Annotated in this window: 21 protein-coding genes; 12 read left to right on the top strand and 9 right to left on the bottom strand. The window is 42.8% G+C overall.

Going from position 1 to position 25739, the window contains the following annotated elements; genetic code table 11:
- Positions 1 to 96 precede the first annotated feature (96 nt).
- The 4 genes from uvrA to RG47T_RS18775 all read left to right on the top strand — a co-directional run bounded on the left by uvrA (position 97) and on the right by RG47T_RS18775 (position 4702).
- The gene (gene uvrA, locus RG47T_RS18760; protein ID WP_074490988.1) at positions 97 to 2949 is read left to right on the top strand and encodes an excinuclease ABC subunit UvrA; all 2853 of its coding nucleotides are present in this window, start codon (positions 97 to 99) and stop codon (positions 2947 to 2949) included.
- Between the two features lie 64 nt (positions 2950 to 3013).
- Positions 3014 to 3991 carry a DUF6624 domain-containing protein gene (locus RG47T_RS18765; protein WP_074490989.1) on the top strand — a complete coding sequence of 326 codons (978 nt, stop codon included), beginning with the start codon at positions 3014 to 3016 and terminating at the stop codon, positions 3989 to 3991.
- Positions 3992 to 4037: 46 nt separating this feature from the next.
- Entirely contained in the window at positions 4038 to 4286 is a 249-nt protein-coding gene (locus tag RG47T_RS18770; protein ID WP_074490990.1) for a DUF8507 family protein, read from the top strand.
- Between the two features lie 5 nt (positions 4287 to 4291).
- The gene (locus tag RG47T_RS18775; protein ID WP_074490991.1) at positions 4292 to 4702 is read left to right on the top strand and encodes a putative toxin-antitoxin system toxin component, PIN family; all 411 of its coding nucleotides are present in this window, start codon (positions 4292 to 4294) and stop codon (positions 4700 to 4702) included.
- A 148-nt stretch (positions 4703 to 4850) separates the two neighbouring features.
- On the opposite strand, the gene RG47T_RS18780 is transcribed toward RG47T_RS18775, so the two are convergent.
- From RG47T_RS18780 to RG47T_RS18800, 5 genes are all read right to left on the bottom strand, one after another.
- Positions 4851 to 5321: a hypothetical protein gene (locus RG47T_RS18780; protein WP_074490992.1), complete on the bottom strand. Its 471-nt coding sequence runs from the start codon at positions 5319 to 5321 to the stop codon at positions 4851 to 4853.
- Between the two features lie 72 nt (positions 5322 to 5393).
- Positions 5394 to 6542, bottom strand: coding sequence for an N-acetyl-alpha-D-glucosaminyl L-malate synthase BshA (bshA, locus tag RG47T_RS18785; RefSeq protein WP_074490993.1), 1149 nt, complete (start codon positions 6540 to 6542; stop codon positions 5394 to 5396).
- Between the two features lie 550 nt (positions 6543 to 7092).
- Complete coding sequence (locus RG47T_RS18790; RefSeq protein WP_074490994.1) at positions 7093 to 7551, bottom strand: hypothetical protein; 459 nt, start codon at positions 7549 to 7551, stop codon at positions 7093 to 7095.
- Positions 7552 to 7753: 202 nt separating this feature from the next.
- Positions 7754 to 9577 (bottom strand): serine hydrolase domain-containing protein, encoded by a 1824-nt coding sequence (locus tag RG47T_RS18795; protein ID WP_074490995.1) that lies wholly within the window; start codon positions 9575 to 9577, stop codon positions 7754 to 7756.
- On the bottom strand, positions 9564 to 11210 hold the full coding sequence (locus RG47T_RS18800; RefSeq protein ID WP_074490996.1) for an amidohydrolase: 1647 nt from the start codon (positions 11208 to 11210) through the stop codon (positions 9564 to 9566). Before RG47T_RS18800 ends, RG47T_RS18795 begins: the two co-directional genes overlap by 14 nt.
- A 114-nt stretch (positions 11211 to 11324) precedes the next feature.
- Between RG47T_RS18800 and mutL the strand changes: the two genes are divergently transcribed.
- The 7 genes from mutL (at position 11325) to RG47T_RS18835 (ending at position 19821) form a co-directional block, all read left to right on the top strand.
- Complete coding sequence (gene mutL / locus RG47T_RS18805) at positions 11325 to 13190, top strand: DNA mismatch repair endonuclease MutL (RefSeq protein WP_074490997.1); 1866 nt, start codon at positions 11325 to 11327, stop codon at positions 13188 to 13190.
- Between the two features lie 78 nt (positions 13191 to 13268).
- Positions 13269 to 13937 (top strand): rhomboid family intramembrane serine protease, encoded by a 669-nt coding sequence (locus RG47T_RS18810; RefSeq protein ID WP_317041631.1) that lies wholly within the window; start codon positions 13269 to 13271, stop codon positions 13935 to 13937.
- Positions 13938 to 13983: 46 nt separating this feature from the next.
- Positions 13984 to 14877, top strand: coding sequence for a rhomboid family intramembrane serine protease (locus RG47T_RS18815; RefSeq protein WP_074490999.1), 894 nt, complete (start codon positions 13984 to 13986; stop codon positions 14875 to 14877).
- A complete protein-coding gene (locus tag RG47T_RS18820) occupies positions 14878 to 15990 on the top strand; it encodes an endonuclease/exonuclease/phosphatase family protein (protein WP_074491000.1) in 1113 nt (370 codons plus the stop codon).
- Positions 15991 to 16213: 223 nt separating this feature from the next.
- A complete protein-coding gene (gene cysS, locus RG47T_RS18825; protein WP_074491001.1) occupies positions 16214 to 17674 on the top strand; it encodes a cysteine--tRNA ligase in 1461 nt (486 codons plus the stop codon).
- Between the two features lie 488 nt (positions 17675 to 18162).
- Positions 18163 to 19032, top strand: coding sequence for a Cif family virulence factor (locus RG47T_RS18830; RefSeq protein WP_074491002.1), 870 nt, complete (start codon positions 18163 to 18165; stop codon positions 19030 to 19032).
- A gap of 132 nt (positions 19033 to 19164) precedes the next feature.
- The gene (locus tag RG47T_RS18835; RefSeq protein ID WP_175538904.1) at positions 19165 to 19821 is read left to right on the top strand and encodes a phosphatase PAP2 family protein; all 657 of its coding nucleotides are present in this window, start codon (positions 19165 to 19167) and stop codon (positions 19819 to 19821) included.
- A gap of 114 nt (positions 19822 to 19935) precedes the next feature.
- Here the strand turns inward: RG47T_RS18835 and RG47T_RS18840 are convergent, their stop codons facing one another.
- Together RG47T_RS18840 and tilS are read right to left on the bottom strand one after the other, a co-directional pair.
- Positions 19936 to 20418, bottom strand: a complete 483-nt coding sequence (locus RG47T_RS18840; protein WP_074491004.1) for a hypothetical protein — start codon at positions 20416 to 20418, stop codon at positions 19936 to 19938.
- Positions 20419 to 21753 carry a tRNA lysidine(34) synthetase TilS gene (gene tilS / locus RG47T_RS18845; protein WP_074491005.1) on the bottom strand — a complete coding sequence of 445 codons (1335 nt, stop codon included), beginning with the start codon at positions 21751 to 21753 and terminating at the stop codon, positions 20419 to 20421.
- Between the two features lie 51 nt (positions 21754 to 21804).
- Between tilS and RG47T_RS18850 the strand changes: the two genes are divergently transcribed.
- On the top strand, positions 21805 to 24444 hold the full coding sequence (locus RG47T_RS18850) for an OstA-like protein (RefSeq protein WP_139235741.1): 2640 nt from the start codon (positions 21805 to 21807) through the stop codon (positions 24442 to 24444).
- Between the two features lie 96 nt (positions 24445 to 24540).
- On the opposite strand, the gene RG47T_RS18855 is transcribed toward RG47T_RS18850, so the two are convergent.
- Together RG47T_RS18855 and RG47T_RS18860 are read right to left on the bottom strand one after the other, a co-directional pair.
- Positions 24541 to 25122 (bottom strand): non-canonical purine NTP diphosphatase, encoded by a 582-nt coding sequence (locus RG47T_RS18855; protein WP_074491007.1) that lies wholly within the window; start codon positions 25120 to 25122, stop codon positions 24541 to 24543.
- A 1-nt stretch (position 25123) separates the two neighbouring features.
- Positions 25124 to 25693, bottom strand: a complete 570-nt coding sequence (locus RG47T_RS18860; protein ID WP_074491008.1) for a hypothetical protein — start codon at positions 25691 to 25693, stop codon at positions 25124 to 25126.
- Positions 25694 to 25739: the final 46 nt, after the last annotated feature.

A 25739-nucleotide genomic window follows, 5' to 3' on the forward strand; every position in this document is an offset into this window, starting at 1 on the left:
TTTTTTTGTATATTTGTGCCTCTTTTTCTGCTATTTACAACAGGCTTTAAAACCAAGTTGTGGTGGCAGGGTTACTAATGTTTTCTGACATAAACTATGAATGAAATTACGGTAGATCTGGGCGAGCAAAGTGAAGTTGAAGTTTTTGGAGCCCGGGTACATAACCTAAAAAATATAGATGTTTCCTTTCCGCGCAACAAGCTGGTTGTTATAACCGGGTTGAGTGGCAGCGGGAAATCATCGCTGGCATTTGATACCATTTATGCCGAAGGGCAGCGCCGTTATATGGAAACATTTTCGGCCTACTCGCGCCAGTTTATGGGCGGTATGGAACGGCCTGATGTTGACAAGGTATCGGGCCTTAGCCCGGTTATTGCCATTGAGCAAAAAACTACCAGCAAAAATCCGCGTTCGACTGTTGGAACCATTACCGAGATCTATGACTTTATGCGTTTGCTTTTTGCGCGTGCCGGCCAAGCTTATTCGTACGTTACGGGCGAGAAGATGGAGCGTATGTCTGAAGACCAGATCTATAATACCATCCTTACCCGGTTTGATGGGCAGCCGGTTAACATACTGGCACCGGTGGTTAAAGGCCGTAAAGGGCATTACCGCGAATTGTTTGAGCAGATTCGTAAGCAGGGCTTTTTAAAGGTTTGGGTGGATGGGGCTATTATAGATGTGGAGCCTAAAATGCAGGTAGACCGCTACAAGATTCACGATATTGATATTGTGGTAGATCGTTTGGTGGTTACTGATAAGGATAGCAAGCGTTTATATACCTCTATCCAGTCGGCATTAAAAACGGCGAAGGGAATTATCCGCGTAAGCGATAAAGATGGTAACGTATCCTATTTTAGTAAATACCTGATGGACCCGGTTTCGGGCATCTCTTATGATGAACCTCAGCCTAATACTTTCTCGTTCAACTCGCCTTATGGCGCCTGCGAAAAATGCGACGGCCTTGGTTATATCTTCGAGGTGGATGAAAACTCGGTTATCCCAAACCCGAAACTAAGCATCCTGAACGGTGGTTTGGCGCCAATTGGTGAGTATAAAGAAACCTGGATTTTCCAGGTATTGAAAGCACTGGCCAAAAAGTACGAGTTCTCATTATCTGTACCGATTGAGAAACTACCGCGCGAAAAGCTGGACATTATCCTTAATGGTTCGCACGAAGTGATTACTGTGGCGGTTGAGTACAACAAATGGAATGTACAAAGCTACCAGGTAACGTTCGACGGCTTGATCCGCATGCTGGAAGAGCAGCAGGAAAAACGCAGCGAAGATATATCTGATGATATGGAGGCTTACCGCGTTCTTAAAGTTTGCCCGGTTTGTGCCGGGGCAAGGTTAAAAAAAGAGTCGCTTCACTTTAAGGTAGACAATAAAAACATATTTGAGCTGGCTACCATGGATATCACCACGCTGCAAGCTTGGTTTGAAGGGTTGGAAGATAGGCTTAATGATCGTCAGAACATCATCGGTAAAGAGATCCTGAAAGAGATTCGCGCCCGTATCGGCTTTTTGCTTGATGTTGGCTTGAGCTATTTAACGCTCGACCGTACCGCGCGTACCCTATCAGGCGGTGAAGCACAGCGGATTCGCTTGGCTACCCAGATCGGTTCGCAGCTAATGAATGTAATGTACATTCTGGATGAGCCGAGCATTGGCCTGCACCAGCGCGATAACGACCGCTTAATTAATGCACTTAAAAACCTGCGCGACCTGGGCAATACCGTTTTGGTTGTTGAGCACGATAAGGACATGATATTAGAGGCCGACTATGTAATTGACATGGGCCCGGCTGCCGGCGTACACGGCGGGCAAATTGTTGCCGAAGGTACACCTGCCGAACTGATGGCCAAGCATACGTTGACCACGCAATATTTAAACGGCGAGCGCGAAATTGCCATCCCTAAAAAACGCCGCGAAGGCAATGGCAAAACCTTATCGCTGAAAAACGCAACAGGCCATAACCTTAAAAATGTATCGGTTACTTTCCCCTTAGGGAAACTGATCGGCATTACCGGCGTATCGGGCAGTGGTAAATCAAGCTTAATTACCGAGACTTTGTACCCGGTGCTTAATCACCACTTCTTCAGGGCTAAGAAACATCCGCTGCCTTACAAAAAGATAGAAGGCCTGGAAGATATCGATAAGGTGATCGAGATTGATCAAACACCTATTGGCCGTACACCGCGTTCAAATCCGGCTACTTATACCAGTGTATTCTCAGATATTCGTAACCTGTATGTGGCGTTGCCAGAATCAAAGATACGTGGTTATAAACCCGGCCGTTTCTCATTCAATGTTAAGGGTGGCCGCTGCGAAACATGCCAGGGTGCTGGTATGAAGCTTATCGAGATGAACTTTTTGCCAGATGTACACGTACCTTGCGAAGAGTGCGGCGGTAAACGTTATAACCGCGAAACACTGGAAGTGCGTTACCGTGGTAAATCTATCAGCGATGTGTTGGATATGAGTATTGAGGATGCTACAACTTTCTTTGAACACATCCCATCTATTTACCGCAAGGTAAAAACACTGAATGACGTGGGCTTGGGTTATATTACTTTAGGCCAGTCTTCCTTAACCCTGTCCGGTGGCGAGGCACAGCGCGTAAAGCTCGCTACCGAATTATCGAAAAAAGACACCGGGAATACTTTCTACATATTAGATGAACCTACTACCGGCTTACACTTTGAGGATATTAACGTATTACTTGGCGTACTGCAGCAACTGGTTGATAAAGGCAACACCGTTTTGGTGATAGAGCACAACCTCGATGTAATTAAGGTGGTAGACCACGTTATTGATCTTGGCCCCGAAGGCGGATCTGGTGGTGGCACTATCCTATTCTCCGGTACGCCTGAAGGCTTATGTAAGGTAAAAGAAAGCTTTACAGGTAAGTTTCTGGCTAAAGAGATGAAGATAAATGTGAAATAAAAACTAATTATTTAGTTAAAAGGTGTTAGATTGCATTATCTAACACCTTTTATTTTTATAGACTATGTTAACCAATTCTGTTAAGCTTATCATTTTAGGCGTTTGTTTTTGTGCATTATCATTTACAGCCAATGCTCAGAATTTCCCAATACAATATCACAGGTACATACATAAAGCCGACTCGTTGTATCAAGCCAAAAATTACCAGGCTTCGGGTATGGCTTATTCAAATGGCTTTAAGGTAGCCAAAGGGAAAGGAACTTATACTGATCGTTATAATGCGGCTTGTTCTTGGGCATTGGCCAATGTGCCGGATAGCGCTTTTGCAAGTTTGGAGTACCTGGTTAAGAAATTAGACTACAGCAATAGCAACCACCTTTTTCGGGATATGGATATGATGTCACTTTTTTCAGATAAACGATGGCTTCCTCTATTAAAAAGAGTGAACGGGAACCGTATAGTGGCAGAAGCCGGGTATAATATGCCTTTGGTAAAGGAGTTGGATACCATATACCGTGATGATCAAAATAGCCGGTTAAAGCTCGATTCGGTACAAAAGAAATTCGGCATTAATTCAAAAGAACTCAATGATTTATGGGCTGCTATAAATAGTAAAGATTCTGTTAACCTAATAAAAGTTGAAGCTATATTAGACCAATATGGTTGGCTTGGCCCCGATATAATAGGCAGGGCCGGTAACATGACCCTATTTTTGGTTATACAGCACGCGGATAAAGATACCCGTACAAAATATTTGCCCATGATGCGGGAGGCCGTTAAAAAAGGGCAGGCAGAGGCACCAGACCTTGCATTGATGGAAGACAGGGCTGCATTAGAGGCCGGCAACAAGCAACTTTATGGCAGCCAGATTGGGCAAGACACTAAAACAGGTAAATACTATATAGATCCTATTGAGGATGAGCCTAATGTAAATAATCGGCGTGCAGCTGTAGGATTGGCGCCTTTGGAATATTATGTACAGCAATGGGGGATAGTTTATAAAGTACCAAACCCAAAGGGTACTGGTAAGAAAGTTAAATAATATTGATGATTTAGGGAAATTAAAGGATTAGCATTTACAATTGTTAATGCTTAAATTTGAATACATGAAGGGTAATGAAGCACTTATGGATTCGTTAAATGAACAACAGGTAATGATGCTTCGTTTGTTTAAAGTTCCTTTGTCAAATGAAGATTTCACCCAAATTCGCCGTCTTGCAGTACAACTTCTTTCAAAAAAAATGGACGCAACTCTTGATCAATGGGAACAGGAAAAAGGTATCGATAAGGATACTTATAATCAGTTAAGTCAAGGCCATTTCCGTACTTCTAAATAAATCCAATGAAAATTGTATTGGATTCTAATGTTCTATTAGTTGCTATAGGGCGAAGAAGTCAATACAGGCCCATCTGGAATGCCTTTATTGAGGGTAAATATCAACTCATTATTTCAGAGGACATTATTCATGAATATGAAGAAATTCTTATTCAACATTCTGCTCCAGGTATCGCCGACTTTGTAAAAGAAATTTTTATAGAATCACCGGATGTTTCTATTCAGCAGATATTTTACAAATGGGAAGCAATCGAAGCTGATCCTGATGACAATAAATTCTTTGATGTGGCAGTAGCCTCTAATGTTGATTATTTAGTCACTAACGATGCTCACTTCAACATCATAAAGAATTTAAAATTCCCTGCTGTGAGAATTATAAGTGCAGGTGAGTTTCTGAATATTCTTATTAGCCTATGACCCGTTGGCTGTAATTTTACTAAATCATAATGATACTATAAAACTTACGCTTAAAGATTCTTAGCTACAATAACAACTGGTACGAGCCAATAAGAAAAGGGCTTCCTGATTAATCAGAAAGCCCTTTTCTTATTGGTGCTATTGTGATTTATTTGCTTTTGGCAAATGTATAAACTACATAGCCTGTACCTGTGCTGCCTATGCCTACTGGCGCTTTAATTTTCATATTTGAGCCGTCGTTAGAGACTATGGCCAATTGATAGCCTTCTGCTACATTTTTGGCTTTATCGCCTTCAAATATCTTCTTAAACTGAAAAGTATCTCCGTTTAGCGACCAGAATATTTTTTGTGACGTGCCGCTGCTTAAAGTGTACGACCCATTACCACTATTGGTGAAAGACCATGTACTACCTATAAATGAGGCAGGCGGGCCCTGATCAAAAATAGTTTGCACTGCACCTTCTACCAGGTTTTGATACCCTACGTCGGTAAGCGTCCAGGTACCTACATAAGCAGATCGTGTAGCCCCACCGTTAACAACACTTTTGGTGGCAGAACATGCCGAGATCAGCAGAGCAAAGGCCGACATAACTAGTGCCAGCGTAATAATTTTCTTCATCGTAATATATTTTTGTATCAAGTATAATACACAAATATGGCTAAGTAGTTTTAATAATTACTATTAAGTTACTTATGGGGCTGTTGTAACAGGCTGCAGGTTATCAATAACCTCCTGGTACATAGCTTCATATTGTGGTAATATATTAGAAAGTTCAAAGGTGCGTGCATGCTCCAAAGCATTTTCTTTGAACTGTGCCAGGCGCTCTTCATCTTCCAGAATATAAATTGCACGTTCGGCCATACCGTCAACATCGCCAACATCCCTAAGGAAGCCGGTTACACCTTCTACATTCAGCTCCGGCAAACCACCGGTGTTGGTACTCACTACAGGTACTTTACAGGCCATGGCTTCCAGCGCAGCTAAACCAAAACTTTCTGACTGAGATGGCATAAGGAAAAGATCAGACACTGATAAAATTTCTTCTACCGCATCCTGCTTACCCAAAAAGCGCACATTTTGGCTCACACCTAAATCGCGGGCCAGTTGCTCACATTCCGGGCGATCCTGCCCGTCACCTACCATCAACAGTTTAGATGGGATCACAGCATTCACTTTAGCAAAAATCCTAATTACATCCTGGGCGTGTTTAACCCTGCGGAAATTAGAAGTGTGTACCAGTATTTTTTCACCCTCAGGTGCTATTGCCTTTTTAAAGTGATCTTTGGGTTTTAAGCTAAAGCGGCTCAGATCAATAAAGTTAGTGATCACCCTGATATCTTTCTGAATATCGAAAAATCGGTAAGTGTCTTTTTTTAAATGCTCTGATACAGCAGTTACACCATCACTTTTATTAATCGAAAATTCAACTACCGGTTTGTAAGTACGATCGTTACCCACCAGGGTAATATCGGTACCATGCAGGGTAGTAACCACCGGGATGCTGATACCATAAGTAGCCAGTATTTGTTTAGCCATAAACGCAGCCGAAGCATGTGGAATAGCATAATGCACGTGCAATACATCCAATTTTTCGAAACGTACCACATCAACCAAACGGCTGGCTAGTGCCAGTTCATAAGGCGGGAAATCAAACAGTGGATATTTGCTTACGGTAACTTCATGGTAAAACAGGTTCTCTGAAAACAGGTCGAGCCGGGCAGGTTGGTTATAGGTAACAAAATGCACCTGGTGACCGCGGTCGGCCAGTGCTTTACCCAACTCTGTAGCCACAACGCCGCTGCCGCCAAACGTTGGGTAACATACAATTCCGATTTTCATTTAATATGGATACGGGTTAAATTGAGATACAACTGCCTATAAATTAAGGCTCATATATCGTTGCAAGTTTAACAGCAATTTACGGCAAAAGTGTTAAACTGATGTAAAGTTTATGAGACCGAATTTTAATGAATTGTGGGGGAGTTTATCGTATTTATAAACACGCTATTCTTTCACGCACTCATTATTTTTGTTACTGACGCAGTTGTGTCACGAAAAACATCAAAACTAGTCTGGATATTCGTATTGTCCTTTTGCAGTTGTACAACTCATTGGGATTTGCCGATCATACAGCCGGCAAAATAAGAAAGGAAAAAATGTTCGTCTAAAAAAATTCAACCTCCTCTAACTTATTGCCATTACAGCCTTACCGGGTAATGCTGCGGCAAAACAAATTAACATGTTTTGGTGGCTTTGCACTTGCCACTCATCAGCTTTATTATTTACTTTAAAACCTTTAACAAGTGCAATAGCAATATTATAACTATGATTTACCCAGCCCGGTTTGATGATATACCTATTTTACAGCAACTGATAATGATGAAAGAGATTATTTCTTCCTCACATAAGTTTCTACAATCTCACGGTTGATTTTCAAGCTATCGAGCCGCTCTATGCCTTTTTGTATGAGCGTATCGTTGTGGATGGTAAGTTTAAAATTAAATTCGTGGCCTTCCCATACGCGGTCGGTGCAGTACATCAGGTGTTCTGTGTAGTCATCACCTTTTAAGGTGTAAGTCCCGGCGCCCGAACTAAAGAATGGGGTATCAATTTTACCTTTTTTTAAATCGTGCTGGGTAAAAGCAAAATGCGTGTCGTTATACATCTTAATCATCTCATCTTCTTTACCCTTCACCGGATAAGTAATTGCGGTATCACCTTTGGTAATAATAACATCTGATACCAGTTGCCAAGTACCAATAATAGAAGCTTTTGGTTCGGCTGGTTTCGGTTGGTTACACGCTGCTAAGCCAAGCGCAAGCATTGCCAGTAAGTTTTGAGGTTTCATGAAGTGTAATTGGTTATAAGTACGGGGTAATATAGGAAATTTACCCGTTGTTAGTATCGAGCTATCATCAGCCTTTTTTAATTCCCTCCCTTGGGAGGAGCGGGCCGGATAGTGTAATGGCAGAGAGGGGTTTATCTAATTGCAAATCGAATAACCCCTCCCTAACCCTCCCGAGGGAGGGAACTAAAATTTCATCAACAAATTACAACCCCTTCGTTATTGCATCATAAATCGTGTCCATTATCCGTGGGCGGATATTGAGGCTCGATAACTTGTCGGTTACTTTAGGATAAACCCGATTAGATAGGAAAATATAAACCAAGTTATCTTTCGGGTCCACCCATACACAAGTGCCGGTATAGCCGGTATGACCAAAGGTACCGGGGTTAGCATTGTATGATGGGTAATGGCTGTCTACTATCGGCCCCCAGCCATCGAAGCCCAAGCCGCGGCGACTTACGTTTGATTGGCGGGACGTAAACTGTTCTACAATTTCGGGTTTAATGTATTGTACCCCGCCGTAGCTGCCTTTATTCAGCAGCATCTGGAATAGGATAGCTTCATCATTAGCACTACCAAAATAACCTGCATGGCCGGATACGCCACCTGCCATTGCGGCACCCTGATCGTGTACATAACCTACTAACAAGGTATGCCGAAAATAGGTATCATCTTCTGTAGGGATGATCTGATCTCGTGTGAAACGGTTACGGGGTAAAAACCCGGCTGTTTGCATCCCCAGCGGGTTATAAAAATGCTGTTGTGCATACTCGTTTATTGGCTGTGCTGCTACAGTTTCTACAATTTCTTTGGTAAAATACATGCTCAGGTCGCTGTACACATATTGCCCGCGGGTGCGTAATGCACTATTAAGCATGCGCGGCAGCATTGTATCCTTATAATAGTCCTTACGGATATAATAACCATCAGCTACTTTGGTTGGGTATATTGCTGATGAGTCGCTGCTGTGATCGGCCGGCTTTATGGTTTCATAAAACGGAATAAAAGGAATCAAACCTGCCTGGTGCAGCAATAATTCACGCAGGCGGATATCGCTTTTATTGGTATTTCGTGCCTCGGGCAAATACGTACCCATGGTAGAGTCGAGGTTTAGCTTGCCTGCTTGTACCAGCTGCATAGCTGCAGGTGTTGTAGCAGATACTTTGGTTACTGATGCCATATCAAAAATATCAGTGACCTTATCGGGCAGTACGCTGGTATCATAAGTGTGGTTACCGTAAGCTTTGTTAAAGATCACCTTACCGTCTTTAGCCACCAATACCACGCAGCCCGGTGTGGCATGATTACGAATGGCTTCCTGAGCTATCAGATCGATGCCCGAAAGGTTCAGCGAGTTAATGCCCACATCTTCGGGTACGCTGTACCCCAGACGTATTTTAGCAGTTTCGAAACCTGCACCCGATGTATATTTGGATGAAAAGCTATTGGCTAACTTTTGTGTAGCTGCTACCCCGCCAAATATAAGCTGCGGCACATACTGCGCGGTAACCGGCGAAGGCTTTTCGCACCAGATAATCGGTGCCATAACATCATTCAGCATAGTTAAAGCCCTGCCCGGGCCATAAAAGGCAATTACAATATTTTTTACCTTTTGGGTAGCGACGATATAAGCCATTAACTGGCTGTTGTTTACATCGGTTTCTGTTAACTGAAAAACAAGCGTATTGTACAGTTTCAAATCATCGCCCAGTGCGGCAATTTTATTACCGTAGGTGTTACCGTTAATAAGTTTAATGGCGGTATACTTGGTAAGGATACTATCGAAGCCTGCTGAGTACGAATAGTTAAAATGGATACTCGCTACTTTAATCTGTTCCAGATTTTTTAGCGGCACCAGCTGATACTCGTTATTTAGCAGTACAGTAGTTTTTTCAGCATCCTTAGTTTCGGCCAAAAACTGCTGATTGGTAATATTTTTAGGCTGCGGCTGTTGTGCGCAAGCAGTTTGGGTAATAATAAATACTGCTAATAGCAGTACGGCAAGGGGGTGCCTATTTTTTCTCATAAACTTTTTCACCATTAACATAAGTCTTCATCACTTTCACTTTGGGTAGTTGTGCACCACCTACTTTCATAATATCCTGATCGAGGATCACAAAATCGGCGTATTTACCGGGTTCAATGCTTCCTTTTTCTTTTTCTTCAAAATTAGCTTTGGCGGCCCAGATGGTCATCCCCTTTAAAGCTTCCTGGCGGCTCAGGGCATTATCTTTCTGGAAACCACCAGCCGGGAAACCTTTCAGGTCCATCCGTTCGGTTGCTGCGTAAAATGTATACAGCGGGTTAATATTTTCTACGGGAAAGTCTGTACCCAAAGGCATCCAGCTGTTTTGCTTCAACAGGGTTTTGTAGGCATAAGCAGTTTTTAAACGCCCGGAGCCCAAACGCTGACCAGCCCAATACATATCAGATGTGGCATGGGTAGGCTGCACTGATGGGATAATGCTGTTCTCGCCAAACAGCTTTACATCTTCGGGTGCTACAATTTGTGCATGCTCAATACGCCAGCGCAGGTTATTTTTGCCTTTAAGCGCTTTAGCATAAATATGCAGCATCAGCCGGTTGGCCGAGTCGCCAATGGCATGGGTACACATCTGGAAGCCTTTTGCCGCTAGTTTGGTGGCAATTTCTTCGTAGTGTTTGGGCGTATTCAGCAACGAGCCGCTCCAGCCGGCTTTATCAGCGTAAGGTTTAAGCAAGGCTGCCCCGCGCGAGCCCAAAGCGCCATCGGCATACACCTTAAAAGCGCGTACATCAAGGCCCGGTGTTTTAAAAACGCCTCGTTTAAACAGGTACTCGTAATTTTCGGGATTGTCTGACAGCATTACGTACATCCGCATTTTTAATGCGCCTTTGTGCTGTAGCTGTGCAATAGTGCTTACCATAGTATAAGGTAAACCGCAATCATCAACCGTGGTTAGGCCTACGCCAAAACAGTTACGCTGGGCATCGGTAAAGGCTTCCTCTACCATGGCATCTGTCGGGGCGGGTATTTTATGTTCAACCAGTTTCATGGCGTTATCAACCAAAATACCGGTTAGTTTACCATTAATAGTTTCTATTTGCCCGCCGGCAATGGTTTGTCCGGGTTTAATACCGGCAATATTTAAGGCAGCCTGGTTTACAACAATGGCATGCCCATCCACCCGCGATAGCATAACCGGCCTTACCGGGAACAAAGAATCCAGTTTGGCTTTGTTAGGAAATTGCTTGTCTTTCCAATCATTTTGGTCCCAGCCGCGGCCAATAATCCAGCCTTCGGTATTGCGTTTGGCAAAGCTTTGCACCGAGTCTGTAATTTCTTTCCAGCTTTGGGTGCCTTCCAGGTGTACTTCCTGCAAGCTCATGCCGTATTCGTAAAAGTGGGCATGGGCATCTATAAACCCGGGGTAAATCGGCTTGCCACCTGCATCAACCACTTTGCGGGCCTTGTATTTTTTCTCGAGGGTATCGGCATTTCCAACGGCAATTATTTTTCCGCTGCTTACTACCAAACAGTTGGCGGTAGTAAAATTACTATCAACGGTATAAACAACCGCATTTTTCACTAACAGATCGGCATTATATTCTTTTTGCTGGCATGCTACAAACGCTATACAGAGCAGCAGGGGCCACATTTTTCTTAGTTTTTCAAACATAGAGGTTAGTTAACAGCTTAGTTACAAAACTATATACAACTATCAGAAGCTAAAGTTATGGTATCAAATATTTAATTTAGCATCCGACAACGAAATTGAAGGGAAATTAAATAAATGTTTGACATCATACAGCTTTTACCAGACGCGGTTGCCAACCAGATAGCAGCCGGCGAGGTGGTACAACGCCCGGCCTCGGCGGTAAAAGAACTGGTTGAAAATGCTATTGATGCCGGCGCAGATAAAATTCAGCTGATACTTAAAGATGCCGGAAAATCACTGATCCAGGTTATTGATAACGGGGCCGGTATGAGCATTACCGATGCACGTATGTGTTTTGAGCGTCATGCCACGTCTAAAATACGCAAAGCCGAAGACCTGTTTGCCATCCGCACCATGGGTTTCCGCGGCGAAGCAATGGCTTCTATTGCCGCCATTGCACAGGTAGAAATGAAAACCCGCCGCCATGAAGATGAACTGGGCACCTGCATTTGTATAGAAGGAAGCGAAGTATTGAGCCAGGAGCCCTGTGCTACCCCTGCCGGTACGATTATATCCATCAAAAACTTATTTTATAACACCCCCGCGCGCCGTAACTTTTTAAAAAGCAACCCGGTAGAGATGCGCCATATCCTCGACGAATTTCAGCGGGTAGCTTTAGCTAATCCTAAGATATTTTTCACCCTGCACCACGAAGGCCAGGAGGTTTATCACCTGCCTGGCACTACGTTAAAGCAGCGTATTGTGCATTTACTGGGCAATAACTATAACCAGCGGCTGGTTCCTGTTGAAGAAGATACCAGCATTATTAAACTACAGGGCTTTGTAGGCAAGCCCGAGTTTGCCCGCAAAACACGCGGCGAGCAGTTCTTTTTTGTAAATAACCGTTTTATAAAGGATGCTTACCTTAACCATGCGGTACTCACTGCTTTTGAGCAGTTACTGCCCGATGACACCTTCCCACTGTATGTGCTGTTTATCGAGATCGATCCGTCGAAGATTGATATTAACGTACACCCTACCAAAACAGAGATTAAGTACCAGGACGAGAAATCTATCTACGCCATTATCCGCTCGGCGGTTAAGCGTTCTTTGGGTCGATACAACATCACCCCTAGCCTGGATTTTGACCAGGAGAACAGTATTGAACACCTGATTACCCCGAAACCTTTTGAGGAAATTGTACAGCCTAGCATCAGCTTTAACCCCAACTTTAACCCCTTTAGCGTACCGGGCGAAAAGAAAAGTGAGCGCAGCTACAGCAGCGAGTCGGCTTATTTTGAGAAAAAGGGCATCCCGAATAACTGGGACACGCTATACCAGATCAGCAAGCGCGATACGGAAGAACAGCACACCATCGACCTGGATAACAATGCGCCCAATGTGACATTGGACGAAGAGCAGGTGATTAAAAACAGCGAACGCCAACTGTTCCAGATCCATCATAAATTTATTCTGTCGCAAATTAAGTCGGGCTTTATGCTCATTCATCAGCAATGGGCACACGAGCGTATTTTGTACGAACGTTTCTTGGCGCAACTGCAAAACCATTCGGGCCTCAGCCAGCAAAGCCTGTTCCCCGAAACGGTAAGCTTGAACAGCAGCGATTTTGAGTTATTAAAAGAGCTATTGCCAGACATACGTAATCTTGGCTTCGACATACGCGAATTTGGGCCTAATACCGTTATTGTTGAAGGTATTCCGGCTGATATTAACCACAACAGCGAGCACGAATTATTAGAAAGCCTGCTGGAAGGATTTAAAAACAATACCGCCATATTAAAGTTAGACAAGCGCGATACGCTTGCACGTACACTGGCACGTAATGCGGCTACCAAAGCAGGTACCCGGCTATCGCTGGATGAGATGAATTTATTGATCGACCAGCTTTTTGCCTGCCAAATGCCAAATCAGGCGTTGAACGGAAAACCAGTGATCAGTACTTTTACGTTAAATGAATTAACAGAACGATTTGAAAAATAGCTTTAATAAGCTTTTGTAACTAATATGAGTGCACTTAGGCAGAACCCTTTAGCCAATTTACCCCCGGTTGTAAAAAATTTGCTGATCATTAACGTGATCTGTTTTATACCGTACTATATTTATGATAAGGGCCCCGATCTTCCAAATGCATATGTAGATCTTTTTGGAGTTTTTTATTTTAATTCACCTCATTTCAAAGCTTGGCAAATTATTACGCATATGTTTATGCATGGGGGTATTTGGCATATCGTTTTTAACATGTTTGCTTTATATTCATTCGGTCCTATTTTAGAATATATTTTAGGTTCAAAACGTTTTTTAAATTTCTACTTCATTTGTGGCCTTGGTGCCCTTGCATTACAAATGTTTGTACAGGGACTTGAAGTACATTCATTAATAGGTCATTTTACACTTGATCCATCATCAAATCTTAGACTTACTACCGAAGAATTTGCAAAATTAAAAGACATTTATGAAAACCCCATGGTTGGCGCATCTGGTGCTATTTTTGGTGTACTAATTGCTTTTGCCTACCTTTTACCGAATGCCGAATTAATGATTATGTTTATCCCTGTACCGGTAAAAGCAAAGTACGTAGTACCTGTCTATATGATATATGAATTGGGTTCTGGCCTTGGCCAATTTGCCGGAGATTCTGTAGCGCATTTTGCCCATATAGGCGGTGCTTTATTTGGGTTTCTTTTAATTAAATTGTGGCGTGTACAAAGGCCAAACAATTTTATGTAAACTATGTAAGTTATATACATAAACGCCTACCCTAAAAAACATCGATATGAATACCACCTGGCAAGATATACGCTACAAAGTATTGCACTCGGGCAGCAAAGTAAATGTGCTCATCGCTATTAATGTGTGCGTATTTTTGCTTATAAATATCCCGGCTATTTTAGAGCAGCTGTTTATTACCGGCTTTAGTCAGCCCAGCATCATTAAAAGCTATTCGGTAGAATACCTGGACATGGTTGCCTCACTACCCAAACTGCTTACCCGGTTCTGGACACCGCTTACCTACATGTTTATGCATGAGGGGGTTTTCCACATCTTATTTAACATGCTGTGGCTTTACTGGCTGGGCCAAATTTTTGAAGAATATCTGGGCAATAAAAAAACCATAGGCTTATATATAGCAGGTGGTTTAGCGGGTGCCGCAGCCTATATAGCGGCATTTAATTTTATCCCTGCCTTTGCGCACACGCCAGAGTTTTTACAGATCCCTATTTTAGGCGCTTCGGCCAGTGTGATGGCCATTGTTGTGGCTACCGCCACCCTGGTGCCCAATTACACTATTTTCCTGATGTTTTTAGGCCCTGTAAAATTAAAATGGATAGCCATATTTTACGTAGTGCTCGACTTTTTAAGTATTGCAGGCCCCAATGCCGGCGGCGAAATTGCGCACCTGGGCGGCGCACTGCTGGGCTTTATTTACATTAAGCAACTACAACGCGGTAACAATTGGGGCGAAAGCTTTGGCAAGGTATTTAAAGCCAGCCCTAAAATTAAGGTAGTGAGCAATAACGCAGGCTACCAGAAACCAGGCAGAAACATCAACACCGCACCCCACCAGGAAGAAATAGACCGTATACTGGATAAAATTTCGCAAACAGGGTACGACAGTCTGAACAAAAGCGAGAAAGAAACGCTGTTCAGAGCCAGCAATAACGATTAAATGAAGGCTAAAAAAGGGTTAGGCTTTTTCACCAAACTTTTGCTTTGTATCAATGCCGGGTTAGCCATCGCATTGCTTATCAGCTATCTGGCACCTGTTACAGATCCGGGCAAGGTATGGTTAATTGCATTTTTTGGGCTGGGTTACCCACCACTTTTACTGTTTAACATTATTTTTATTGTCATCTGGCTTTTCAAAAAAAGCTGGTTTGCCTTAATATCATTGCTATGCATTGTTGCGGGGTATAGCGTATTACAAAATAGTTTTGGCGTTAACGCCGCCCGCACCTACAAGCAAAAAGAAACCCGCGATGCCATTCGCATTATGACGTACAATGTGCATTCGTTTAAAAAATATGGCGCTAAAAATGATGTATCAACCAAACACGAAATACTGGACCTAATCCGCGAAAGGCAACCCGATATTATAGGCTTCCAGGAGTATTATACCCGGCACAAGGGCGAATACGCCATGACAGATTCTATCAAAAGCATCCTTAATAATAGCAACTACTATTTTGAGCCTGTTAATTACAGTAATAGCCGCGATGCAGAAGGGATAGCTGTATTTTCTAAATATCCCATTATTAACAAAGGCCTCATCCGCCTTTCGGAAGACCGTAACGGTAATCAGTGCATTTTTATTGATGTAAAATATAAGGAGCAAACCTTCCGCTATTATTGCGTACACCTTAAATCTATCGGGTTTGATCAGGAAGATTATCAGTACCTGGATAGCGTATCTAAAAAAGGGAAAACAGATATGCACTCGTTTCGCCGCATAGGCAGCAAACTTAAACAAGCCTTTATAGCCCGCAGTAAACAGGTACATGTAATTAAGGAACATACAAAGCAATGCCCCTACCCCTACATCATAGCCGGCGACTTTAATGATACACCATCATCATACGCGCTGCACGAGATGGCTAAAGGCCTCAAAAATGCCTTCCGCGAAAAAGGCAGCGGCCTGGGCCGAACTTATAACGGCGATTTTCCCAATTACCAGATCGATTATATACTGACCACGCCCGGCTTCAATGTGCAGGATTATCGCGTAATAGAGAAAAAATTATCAGACCATTACCCGGTTTACAGTGATTTGCTGTTGAAGTAATTTAAGTGTGTATAGGTAAAGTTCCCTCCCTTGGGAGGGCTAGGGAAGGGTTTCTTCAAATAGATGGAGTATAAACCCCTCCCTGCCACTCCACCGCCAATCGCGCCCCTCCCAAGGAGGGAATAAAAAAAATCGATTATCAAATCATCATATTCCCATCAAAATAAATAACCGTTCTGCTTAACTTCACACACATATCGAAAAAATCGTAAGTTTGCTGCCCATGAAACAAAGCCTGTTTGTTTACAACACTTTAACACGTAAAAAAGAAGAGTTTACGCCGCTTAACGCCCCTCACGTGGGCATGTATGTTTGCGGCCCTACCGTTTACAGCGATGTGCATCTGGGCAATTGCCGTACTTATATCTCGTTCGATCTGATATTCCGCTACCTTAACCATTTGGGTTACAAGGTGCGCTACGTACGCAACATTACCGATGCCGGCCACCTGGAAGACGACTCTGACACAGGCGAAGACAAGATCTCTAAAAAAGCAAAAATTGCCAAAGTAGAGCCAATGGAAATTGCCCAGAAATATACAGTGGGTTTCCGCGAAGTATTGGGCATATTTAATACCCTGCCGCCCAGCATTGAGCCTACCGCTACCGGCCATATTATTGAGCAGATAGAACTGGTGAAAGAAATGATTGCCAACGGCTATGCTTATGAGGTTGATGGCTCTATTTACTTTGATGTAGAGAAGTATAATAAAAACTTTGATTACGGCGTACTGAGCGGCCGTAACCTCGAAGATATGCTGAATAACACCCGAAGCCTCGGCGGACAGGAAGAAAAGCATGGCAAGCTTGATTTTGCCCTTTGGATAAAAGCCAAGCCCGAGCACCTCATGAAATGGCCTTCGCCCTGGGGTGTGGGTTTCCCGGGCTGGCATTTGGAATGCTCGGCCATGAGCCACAAATACCTGGGCGACCAGTTTGATATCCACGGCGGCGGACTTGACCTGGTGCCTACTCACCATACCAACGAGATTGCCCAAAACGAAGCCTGCTTTAATAAAACCCCGGCCAAGTACTGGGTGCATACCAATATGCTGACGGTTAACGGCCAAAAAATGTCGAAATCGTTAGGTAACAGCTTTTTACCACATGAGCTTTTTACCGGGCACAACGCCATATTAAACAAGGGCTACAGCCCGATGACCGTGAGGTTCTTTATGTTACAGGCGCATTACCGCAGCACGCTCGATTTTGGTAATGAAGCGATGGAGGCATCAGAGAAAGGCTTTAAACGACTGATGAATGCCTTTAGCTTACTGGATGGGCTCAAAGCATCTGCCACTACAGAAGCAGAGATAACGCCATTACGCGAACGTTGCTACGAAGCTCTTAATGACGATTTTAACAGCCCGGTTTTAATTGCCGAACTGTTTGAGGCATCGCGCATTATTAATTCGGTACATGATGGTAAAATGGCTATCGATGCAGCCAATCTGCAGCAGCTAAAAGACCTGATGAACGATTTTGTGACCGAAATATTGGGCCTCAAAAACGAACAAGCATCCACAGACGAACTGCCCAAAGTGGTTGATTTTATTGTTAACCTGCGCAACGAAGCTAAAACCAACCGCGATTATGCCACATCAGACAAAATACGCGATGGCTTGCAAAAAATAGGAATCCAACTTAAAGACGCCAAAGAAGGCACCACCTGGACCAAAATATAAGATGCCTAACAGATCTGTAATAACACCCGAACCTAAAATGGCCAGATAAATGTTTATCCGGCCATTTTAGTATTTAATATCGGTTTGCTTAAACCAGTGCCTCATTATATTGTCAATAGTGTTAAAAATTATTAATGTGCATTTGTAGCCTTAATTAATTGATTAACATTAAAGTAAATAAAATAACAGCAAATGATATTTATCAACCCTAATTATCCAAATCTACACATTTAAAACTAAAATATAATAACATTGTATAAGCATTAAGCTTTTACCAATGTAATAGCATATTCCAGGCATTAACTAAGCTTTTTTTCAATCGCTTACAGCTGCCTCATTATTAATTACTTTTATATTAAACATTAACACATAAACTTAGCATCATTGTTTTATACTAAAACCACACAATTTAAGTTAATCAGTTAGCTATAATTGTAAATTAGTTACTACCCGCTAGGTTTACTATTTATTTACTTTTTATTCTAAAAATGAATTTTAAAAAATCCTTAATTATTATTGCATTAAGCAGCACCGGGCTTTCTGTATCTGCACAACAAAAAGCAGCCCAGGTACAAACAGTAATAACCGCCGAAGATAATTTTAATAAACTAGTAGCCCGTAAAGGCATTAAAGATGGCTTTTTAAGCGTAGCCGATGCAGAAGGAATTGTATTTAAACCCGAAGCCATTAAGATTAACGAATTTTACAGCAAAATTGATAAACAACCCGGCACGTTAAGCTGGATCCCTAAATACGCCCGCATATCTGCCAATGGCGATATGGCCTTTACCGCCGGCCCTTACGTATACCAAAACGGCAAAAGCGATGAAGACAAGGTGTATGGCGATTATGTTTCCATATGGCGCGCCGATGCAGATAACAAGTTAAAATTGCTTATTGACCTGGGTATCCAGCACCCCGAAACTGAGTTGACCGCCAATACCGATTTTAAAGATCCGGAGCCGCCAAAATCGGCCCCGAGTAAAGATCCGTTTTTAGGTAAGGGCATTATTGTTAATACCGATAAAACCTTTAACCATACACTGGATATCTCTACCCTGGGTACTTATAAAGAATTTTTTAATCCCGAAGGCCATTTTTACTTCCCGGGTTTTCAGCCAATTACCGGCATTGATAAAACTATGAAGTTTTTAAACAATGAAGGTATCAGCATATCTGCCGAAACACTAACGGCAGGCCGCTCAACCAGTGGCGATCTCGCTTACAGCTATGGTAAAGCCCGCATTAAAAAAGGCAACATTGTAAGCAATTACAGCTATGTACGCATCTGGCAACCAGATGCCAACCACCGCTGGAACATTGTACTCGAAATATTTTCGGCCATAGAGAACGAATAATTCCGCTTTTAAAAATATGCTAAGAAGAGCATTTGCCTGTGGCAGATGCTCTTCTTATTTAAAAAAAACGCCGTATTAATAACCAATGCACACTATAAAAATATTCCTGTTGGGCATACGCTGCATAAAACTATGATCGCTGAAAGAAGAAAAAAAATAATGGCCGTTGTGCTTGTACTCATCTGCGTCGGCTTTTTGGCGTTGAGTTTGTTTGTGAAATACTCGCCGGTCAACATATTAGATGAGCGTTTTAGCAAAGATGTACAGCAATATCAAAACCCGGTATTGGATACTGCAATGGAAATTATCAGCTGGTTTGGTTATTTCCCTGGCTCTATTATTATGGTTGTATTGGCTACAGGCATTTTCTTACTGCTTAAATACAAGCGCGAAGCCTTATTTATGCTCTCTACTGCTTTCGCTGGCGTGGTTAGCACCATCTTCAAGATCATCGTTAACCGCCCAAGGCCGTCCGAGCCATTGGTGCACGTATTTAAAAAAGCATCTCAGCAAAGTTTCCCAAGCGGGCATGTACTGTTCTATATAGTATATTTCGGTTTTTTAACAATGCTGATGATCCAGCTAAAGGATCTTCCTAAATCAATCAGAATTATAATCGGTTCGTTTTCGGTGTTCCTTATATTTTCAATCCCATTCTCCAGGATTTATCTGGGTGCACACTGGTTTACTGATGTAGTAGGCGGGGTATTGATAGGCATTGTTTGCCTTTATGTGCTAAGTTATTTTTACGAGCGAAAAGCAACCAAACAATACGAAAACAAGGCTTAAGATTCTATTTCCCAGGAATGTGCAAATCCCGTCCTCGTTGCAAGAGAGCGCAAGTGAGGATGGTGCAGAGGCCATTATCTTGATGCTTATCTCTCAGATTCTCGCTTCTCTTCCCTACCGTTTCATTTCTTCTTTTATCGCCCGCAAAAACTCATTGCAATGCTGCGAGCCGATGATGTAAAGCAATCCGTCGCGGTCTGTAAGGTGGATGGCATCATTACCCGCTGTAAAAAAACGAATGGTGCCTTTTTTGTGCAGGTTATACACCGGGTTATTAAACAGGTAACGGCTGTAAGTTCCGCTTTCTACTTTAACAATACTGTTCAAATCTATTTTAACCAGGCGGCTGGTCCACAGGCCATCTAACAAAATGCTTTTGTTAATTACCCGGGTGCGAAAATGCAGCATAAAGCCCATAATAATGGATATAATCACAATACCGAAACCCACAACCACCAGCAGATCGCCGTTGCGTTCGCGTTCGTCTGTAAAAAAGTAAACGGCAAAACAGATGAGGGCCAGCATCAGCCTAATGGTAACTGGTATCCATTCGCGTCCTAAGTATTGTTTTTCAGTAAAAACGGGTTTATCGGCCATCTATAGTTCTGTTAGTTCGAAGATAGAAATTTTTTTAGTTCCCGGCGTTATTTTGTACCTGTTATCAACCCGGAAACCAGCTATCCAAATTATATCCCCATTACCATTAACCAGCACCGGGATTTGATTTTTACGGTGCAAAGGTACTTTTTGGGCAATAAAAAAATCACTCAACTTTTTACGTGTTTTCATCCCCAAAGGGTAAAAATAGTCGCCCTGCTGCCAGGTGCGGATGCTTAACGGATAGCTAAGCAACCCGCCATCAAAAGCGGCAATATTGTTGTTATTAACGATGGTATAGGGTGGTATCGTATGCAAAAAGTTAAACCGGTAATTGCCAAAAGTAATTCCATGGGCTTGTTCACCTACCGCAATTAGCTGTGTATCTGCTATTTTTACAGGGCTAATAATCACTTTATCCCTATCTACAATTAAACTCCATTCTGCTGCTTCAAACTTACGGCCGGCGTGTTTACCCAGTGAAGCAATAAGATCATTAACGCTGGTTACGTTAAAGCCATAGGGTTTAAGCAAGCCATAAATAAGCAGGTGCTGTGGCTTTAGTTTTTGCAGTTGCGCTATCGGGATATGGATCTCATTTTGATGTCGAACAAACATGGTTTCCCTTAACCCATCCAGTTGCATTTCGAGCAATTGCTCCAGTTCATTAAAATGCTGCAGATGATCCTGAAAAGTATTTTCGAGGTTTGGGTTAAGTTCTTTCAGCTTCGGCACCACCTCATGCCTTATTTTATTGCGCGCATATTTTACAGATGCATTGCTGCTGTCTTCTACAAACGCAATTTTATCAGCTTTAATGCTGGCAACTACCTCATCGCGTGTCAAGCAAAGCAAAGGCCTCACCAAGTTACCCACCTTGGGTTGGATGCCGTGCAACCCCGCAATACCGGTACCACGGGTAAGGTTTAACAATATCGTTTCAATCGTATCGTTTTGATGGTGAGCCAATGCAATAACATCAAACCCCAACTGCTGCCTTAATTGTTCGAACCACGCGTATCGCATATCGCGGGCTGCCATTTGTATAGATAGCTTATGTTCTGCAGCATAACCAGTGGTATCAAAGTTAACGGTATGGAAGGGGACATTGAGATCAGCAGCCAGTTGCCTGCTAAAAGTTTGGTCGCGCAGGGCTTCATCGCCACGCAGCTGGAAATTGCAGTGGGCAATTATAAAATTGTAGCCGCCCGTATGAAGCAAATGGGCCATTAATACCGAATCCATGCCACCGCTTACGGCCGCAATTATTTTACTTTGCCGCGTAAACAGGCTGTTTTGTTGGGCAAAGGCATTAAAAAGGGCAAGTGGTAGCATGCTCAAAATTATTTAATTTAATAACCGCAACCAAAAAAGTAATTTTGTACTGTGATAAGATACGTGTTTATTAGTTTATTACTGCTTACAGGGCTTGGCGCCATGTGCCAGCCCAAGAAATCATCGGTAGTAAACCTTATTTCTTCAGAACGGAGCCAGGGCGTTAAAGGTAATAATGTTATAAAAGTTTACCATGGTGTTTTTAAGCAGGACTATTCTATCCTGCGGTCAGACAGTGCTTACTTTTATCCGCAGCTTAACGCTTTCGATGCCTTTGGCCATGTAAACATTAACCAGGGCGATACACTAAACATTTACTCAGATAAGCTAAACTATAATGGTAATACCCACATAGCCCTGCTTACCGACAATGTTAAAATGGTTGATAAAGATGCTACCCTTACCACCAACTACCTTACCTATAACACAGCAACCCGCGTGGGCACCTATACCGGCGGCGGCAAGCTGGTTAACAAAGGCAATACGCTTACCAGTATTAACGGTTACTATTATGCCTACACACGCGATTCGTACTTTAGGTATAATGCCGTATTAACCACTACCGATGCTGTTATTAAAACCGATACGCTACGTTATAATACAGGTACCCGCATCGCTTATTTTTACGGGCCTACCCATATTTACGGCAGTAAAAACAAGGATACCCTGTACACCGAAAACGGTACTTATAATACCATTACAGAGCAGGCCTTTTTTGGCAAAAAGAATTTATACACCCAAAATACCAAATCATTAAAAGGCGACAGCTTATTTTACGACAGGCTGAAAGGCTATGGCCGTGCTATTAAAAATGTAGTATTTGATGATAGAGAGCAAAAAATAACCCTGCACGGGCAGCTGGGCAACTACTATCAAAATCCCGAGCGCACGGTTGTTACTCAAAACCCATGGGTAACCATTACTACCGAAGAGAAAGACACTACAAAAACAGATACCTCATTAGCCAAGCCGGTTACCTCAATTAAGGATGACAAAAATAACCCGGCCTTAAAACCAGTGCCCAATACCAAACCGGTAGCAAATGTTGCCGAAATAAAACCGGGTGATACCAAAAACAGCACACCTGTTAAAGGCAATGTGCCAGCCAAACCAATTGCAGATACATTGGCAAAAAAAGATAACCTAGCTAAGGTTATAGTAAAGCCCCCTGTTGATACCAGCAGTATTAAACAAAAAGATACAAAGCCGGATAGCAAACCAAAGGTTGAACCTGGTAAACAGCCTGCAAGTAAAGATAGTGTTGCGGCTACAAAACGCAGCGATACTAAAAAGAACAAAAACGCCCAAGTTACAGACCTGAAACCTGTGGTTGCAAAAGACACAACCGCTAAAATAAAGCGTGATACTATTTACATGGTTGCCGATACGCTGGAAACCCGCGTAATGACCTTCAAAGCCCTTAAAGATATGCAGGAGCAACGCCGACTGGCATCTATTATAGATACATCGGCAGCAGGAATGGCTAAAAGACTGGCCAAAAACGCCAAACCATCTAAGTTTCTAAATATCACCCCGCCTAAGTTTGCACCTGATACCAATTACAGGCACACTAACTTTTTTGGGCCGCCTAGAAAGGCCCCCGTTAGAGTTATAAAACAAGCACCGCCTAAGGTTACGAAAGGCGGGACCGGCGACAAAAAGCCGGCGGCAAATGTTAAACCTGTAGTAGATTCGGTTAATCTGGTCAGCAAAATACCGGTACTTTCCGATACCTCCCGCATCCGGGTACTGTTTGGGCATCATAACGCGAAGATCTTTAAATCGGACTTACAAGCCAAGGCCGATTCTATTTTCTATAGTTCGAGCGACTCTACCATCCGGTGCTATGTAAACCCGATGATCTGGTCGCAAGGCTCACAAATGAGCGGCGATACTATTTTTCTGCAAATGAAAAATAAGAAGCTGGATAATATGGACATCTTCCCCAAATCGTTTATTGTAAATATTGAGGGGACGGATACTACCCATTTTAACCAGGTAGCCGGTAAAAAGATGCGGGGCTTTTTTGCTGATAATAAACTAAGCCGGATGTTTGTAGACGGCAATGCCGAAAGTATCTATTTTTCGCGCGATAGCGGAAAAGTGACCGGCATGGAGCGGTCTCTTTCCAGCAGGATCAGGGTAAATTTCAAGGATAACAAGGCAGCCAATATCATGAACCTGGTAAAACCCGAGCACCGCTACGGCCCGCTCAATAAATTTACAGAGGATGATAAAATTTTAAAAGGTTTTATCTGGAAGCCTAAAGATCGCCCGGTATCTAAAGAAGCTATTATACCCGAACTGGATAAAACCGGCAAGTATAAACACCCGGCAGTAAAACCACCAGCCAAAAGTAAACCAGGCGGCCTACCCGGCATTTTAGCCGGAAAAGATTCGCTGCTCAACAAACTGATACAGCAACCCGGTGCCAAGGGTGTAACGGATAGCTTAAAGCATTTAATCAAAAAAACTGATAGCAAAAGCGTAAAGGACGGCTTAAATAATTTAATGAAACAACCCGGCAGCAAGTCTGTAAAAGATACGCTGATTAATAAAGCGATTAAGCAAGCTGGTAAACTGATGCAGGACACTACAGTTACTAACCTATTGAAACAACCGGGCGTTAAAGCCGCCAAAGATTCTGTGTTAAAGAAAATTCCGGCTAAGGCAGATACAGTAAAACATTAGGGGATATTAGCTTTCTATGCGGGTCACAAGTTACGCTACGCTAAACTTGCGACAGCAATAAGTCTTGTTTCTTGATTCTCGATTCTTACCGCTCTCTTAACGCTCCTTCAAAAACTCCAGTAGCTTCTCCATGGCAATGGCCCTGTGGCTGATGGCGTTTTTCTCCTCCATACTCATTTCGGCAAAGGTAACATCGTAACCATCTGGCTGAAAAATGGGGTCATACCCAAAACCCTCAGCACCCGAGCGATGTGGGCGGATGGTACCTTCTACCGTACCTTCAAAAAAGTGCTCCTCCCCTTTCCATAGCAGTGATATCACCGTACGGAAACGGGCTTTGCAATTGGTTTCGTTTTTCAGCTTATCCAGCACCTTATTAATATTGGCATCATGGTCGCCGTGGGTGCCCGCATACCGTGCCGAGTAAATCCCAGGTTCACCGTTAAGGGCATCTATCTCGAGGCCGCTATCATCACCAAAGCAATCTAGCTGGTAATGGTTAAATACATAATTGCTTTTAATGGATGCGTTTTCGTTAAATGTGCTTCCATTCTCTTCAATTTCATCGGTGCAGCCAATGTCGCTGAGGGTAAGCAAGCTGAATTTATCGCCGGTTTTAGCGGCAACCTCCTCTAATTTATGGCGGTTATTGGTGGCAAATACTAACTGGTATGGCATATTATAAGTTCTTCATTTGTTCCCAAAATGCTTTAGCCATTTCACGGTCGGCCAGCATTTCGTTAAAGCTGTGGGTAAAAAGCTGCAGCCTGTTATCCAACTGCTCAATGCTATTTAGTTTGGGTGAAGCTAAACCTGCCGGAATAGCCGGTGCACCAAGTATCAATAATTTTTCGGGCGAAAAAAAGGCAACTAGTTCCTGATGATTATTATGAACGTAGTGCGCCGTGTTCACAATAGCCACATCATCCATTAAAAGTGTTTTTCGGCCAAGAGTGCTTTCCAGCTTACTTAAGTGGTCGGCCAGCATGTGTTCATCAGCTGGATAATTTACCAATATTAAAAACCGCTTTTTATTAGCGCCTAAGTACTTAAAATCTGGTTTCGGCGTTTGTGCTACTGGTATGGCCACTTGTTGTTTTGGTGTTTCTATAGCTTGTAAAACAGGGGCTTCTATCGGGGTTATTGCCGGTTGCAAAGCTTGGCCATTGTACACGCTTTTATCTTCACTAAGCAGGTACAGATCATCCTGTAAAAAGTAGTGAAGTAACGCGGGATTTTCGGTTGCCATGATTTAACAAAATTTAACCAAAAATAGTTAAAGCAAGCGAGTCATT

Origin of the sequence: Mucilaginibacter polytrichastri (assembly GCF_001911425.1) — a bacterium.
Classification (GTDB): domain Bacteria; phylum Bacteroidota; class Bacteroidia; order Sphingobacteriales; family Sphingobacteriaceae; genus Mucilaginibacter; species Mucilaginibacter polytrichastri.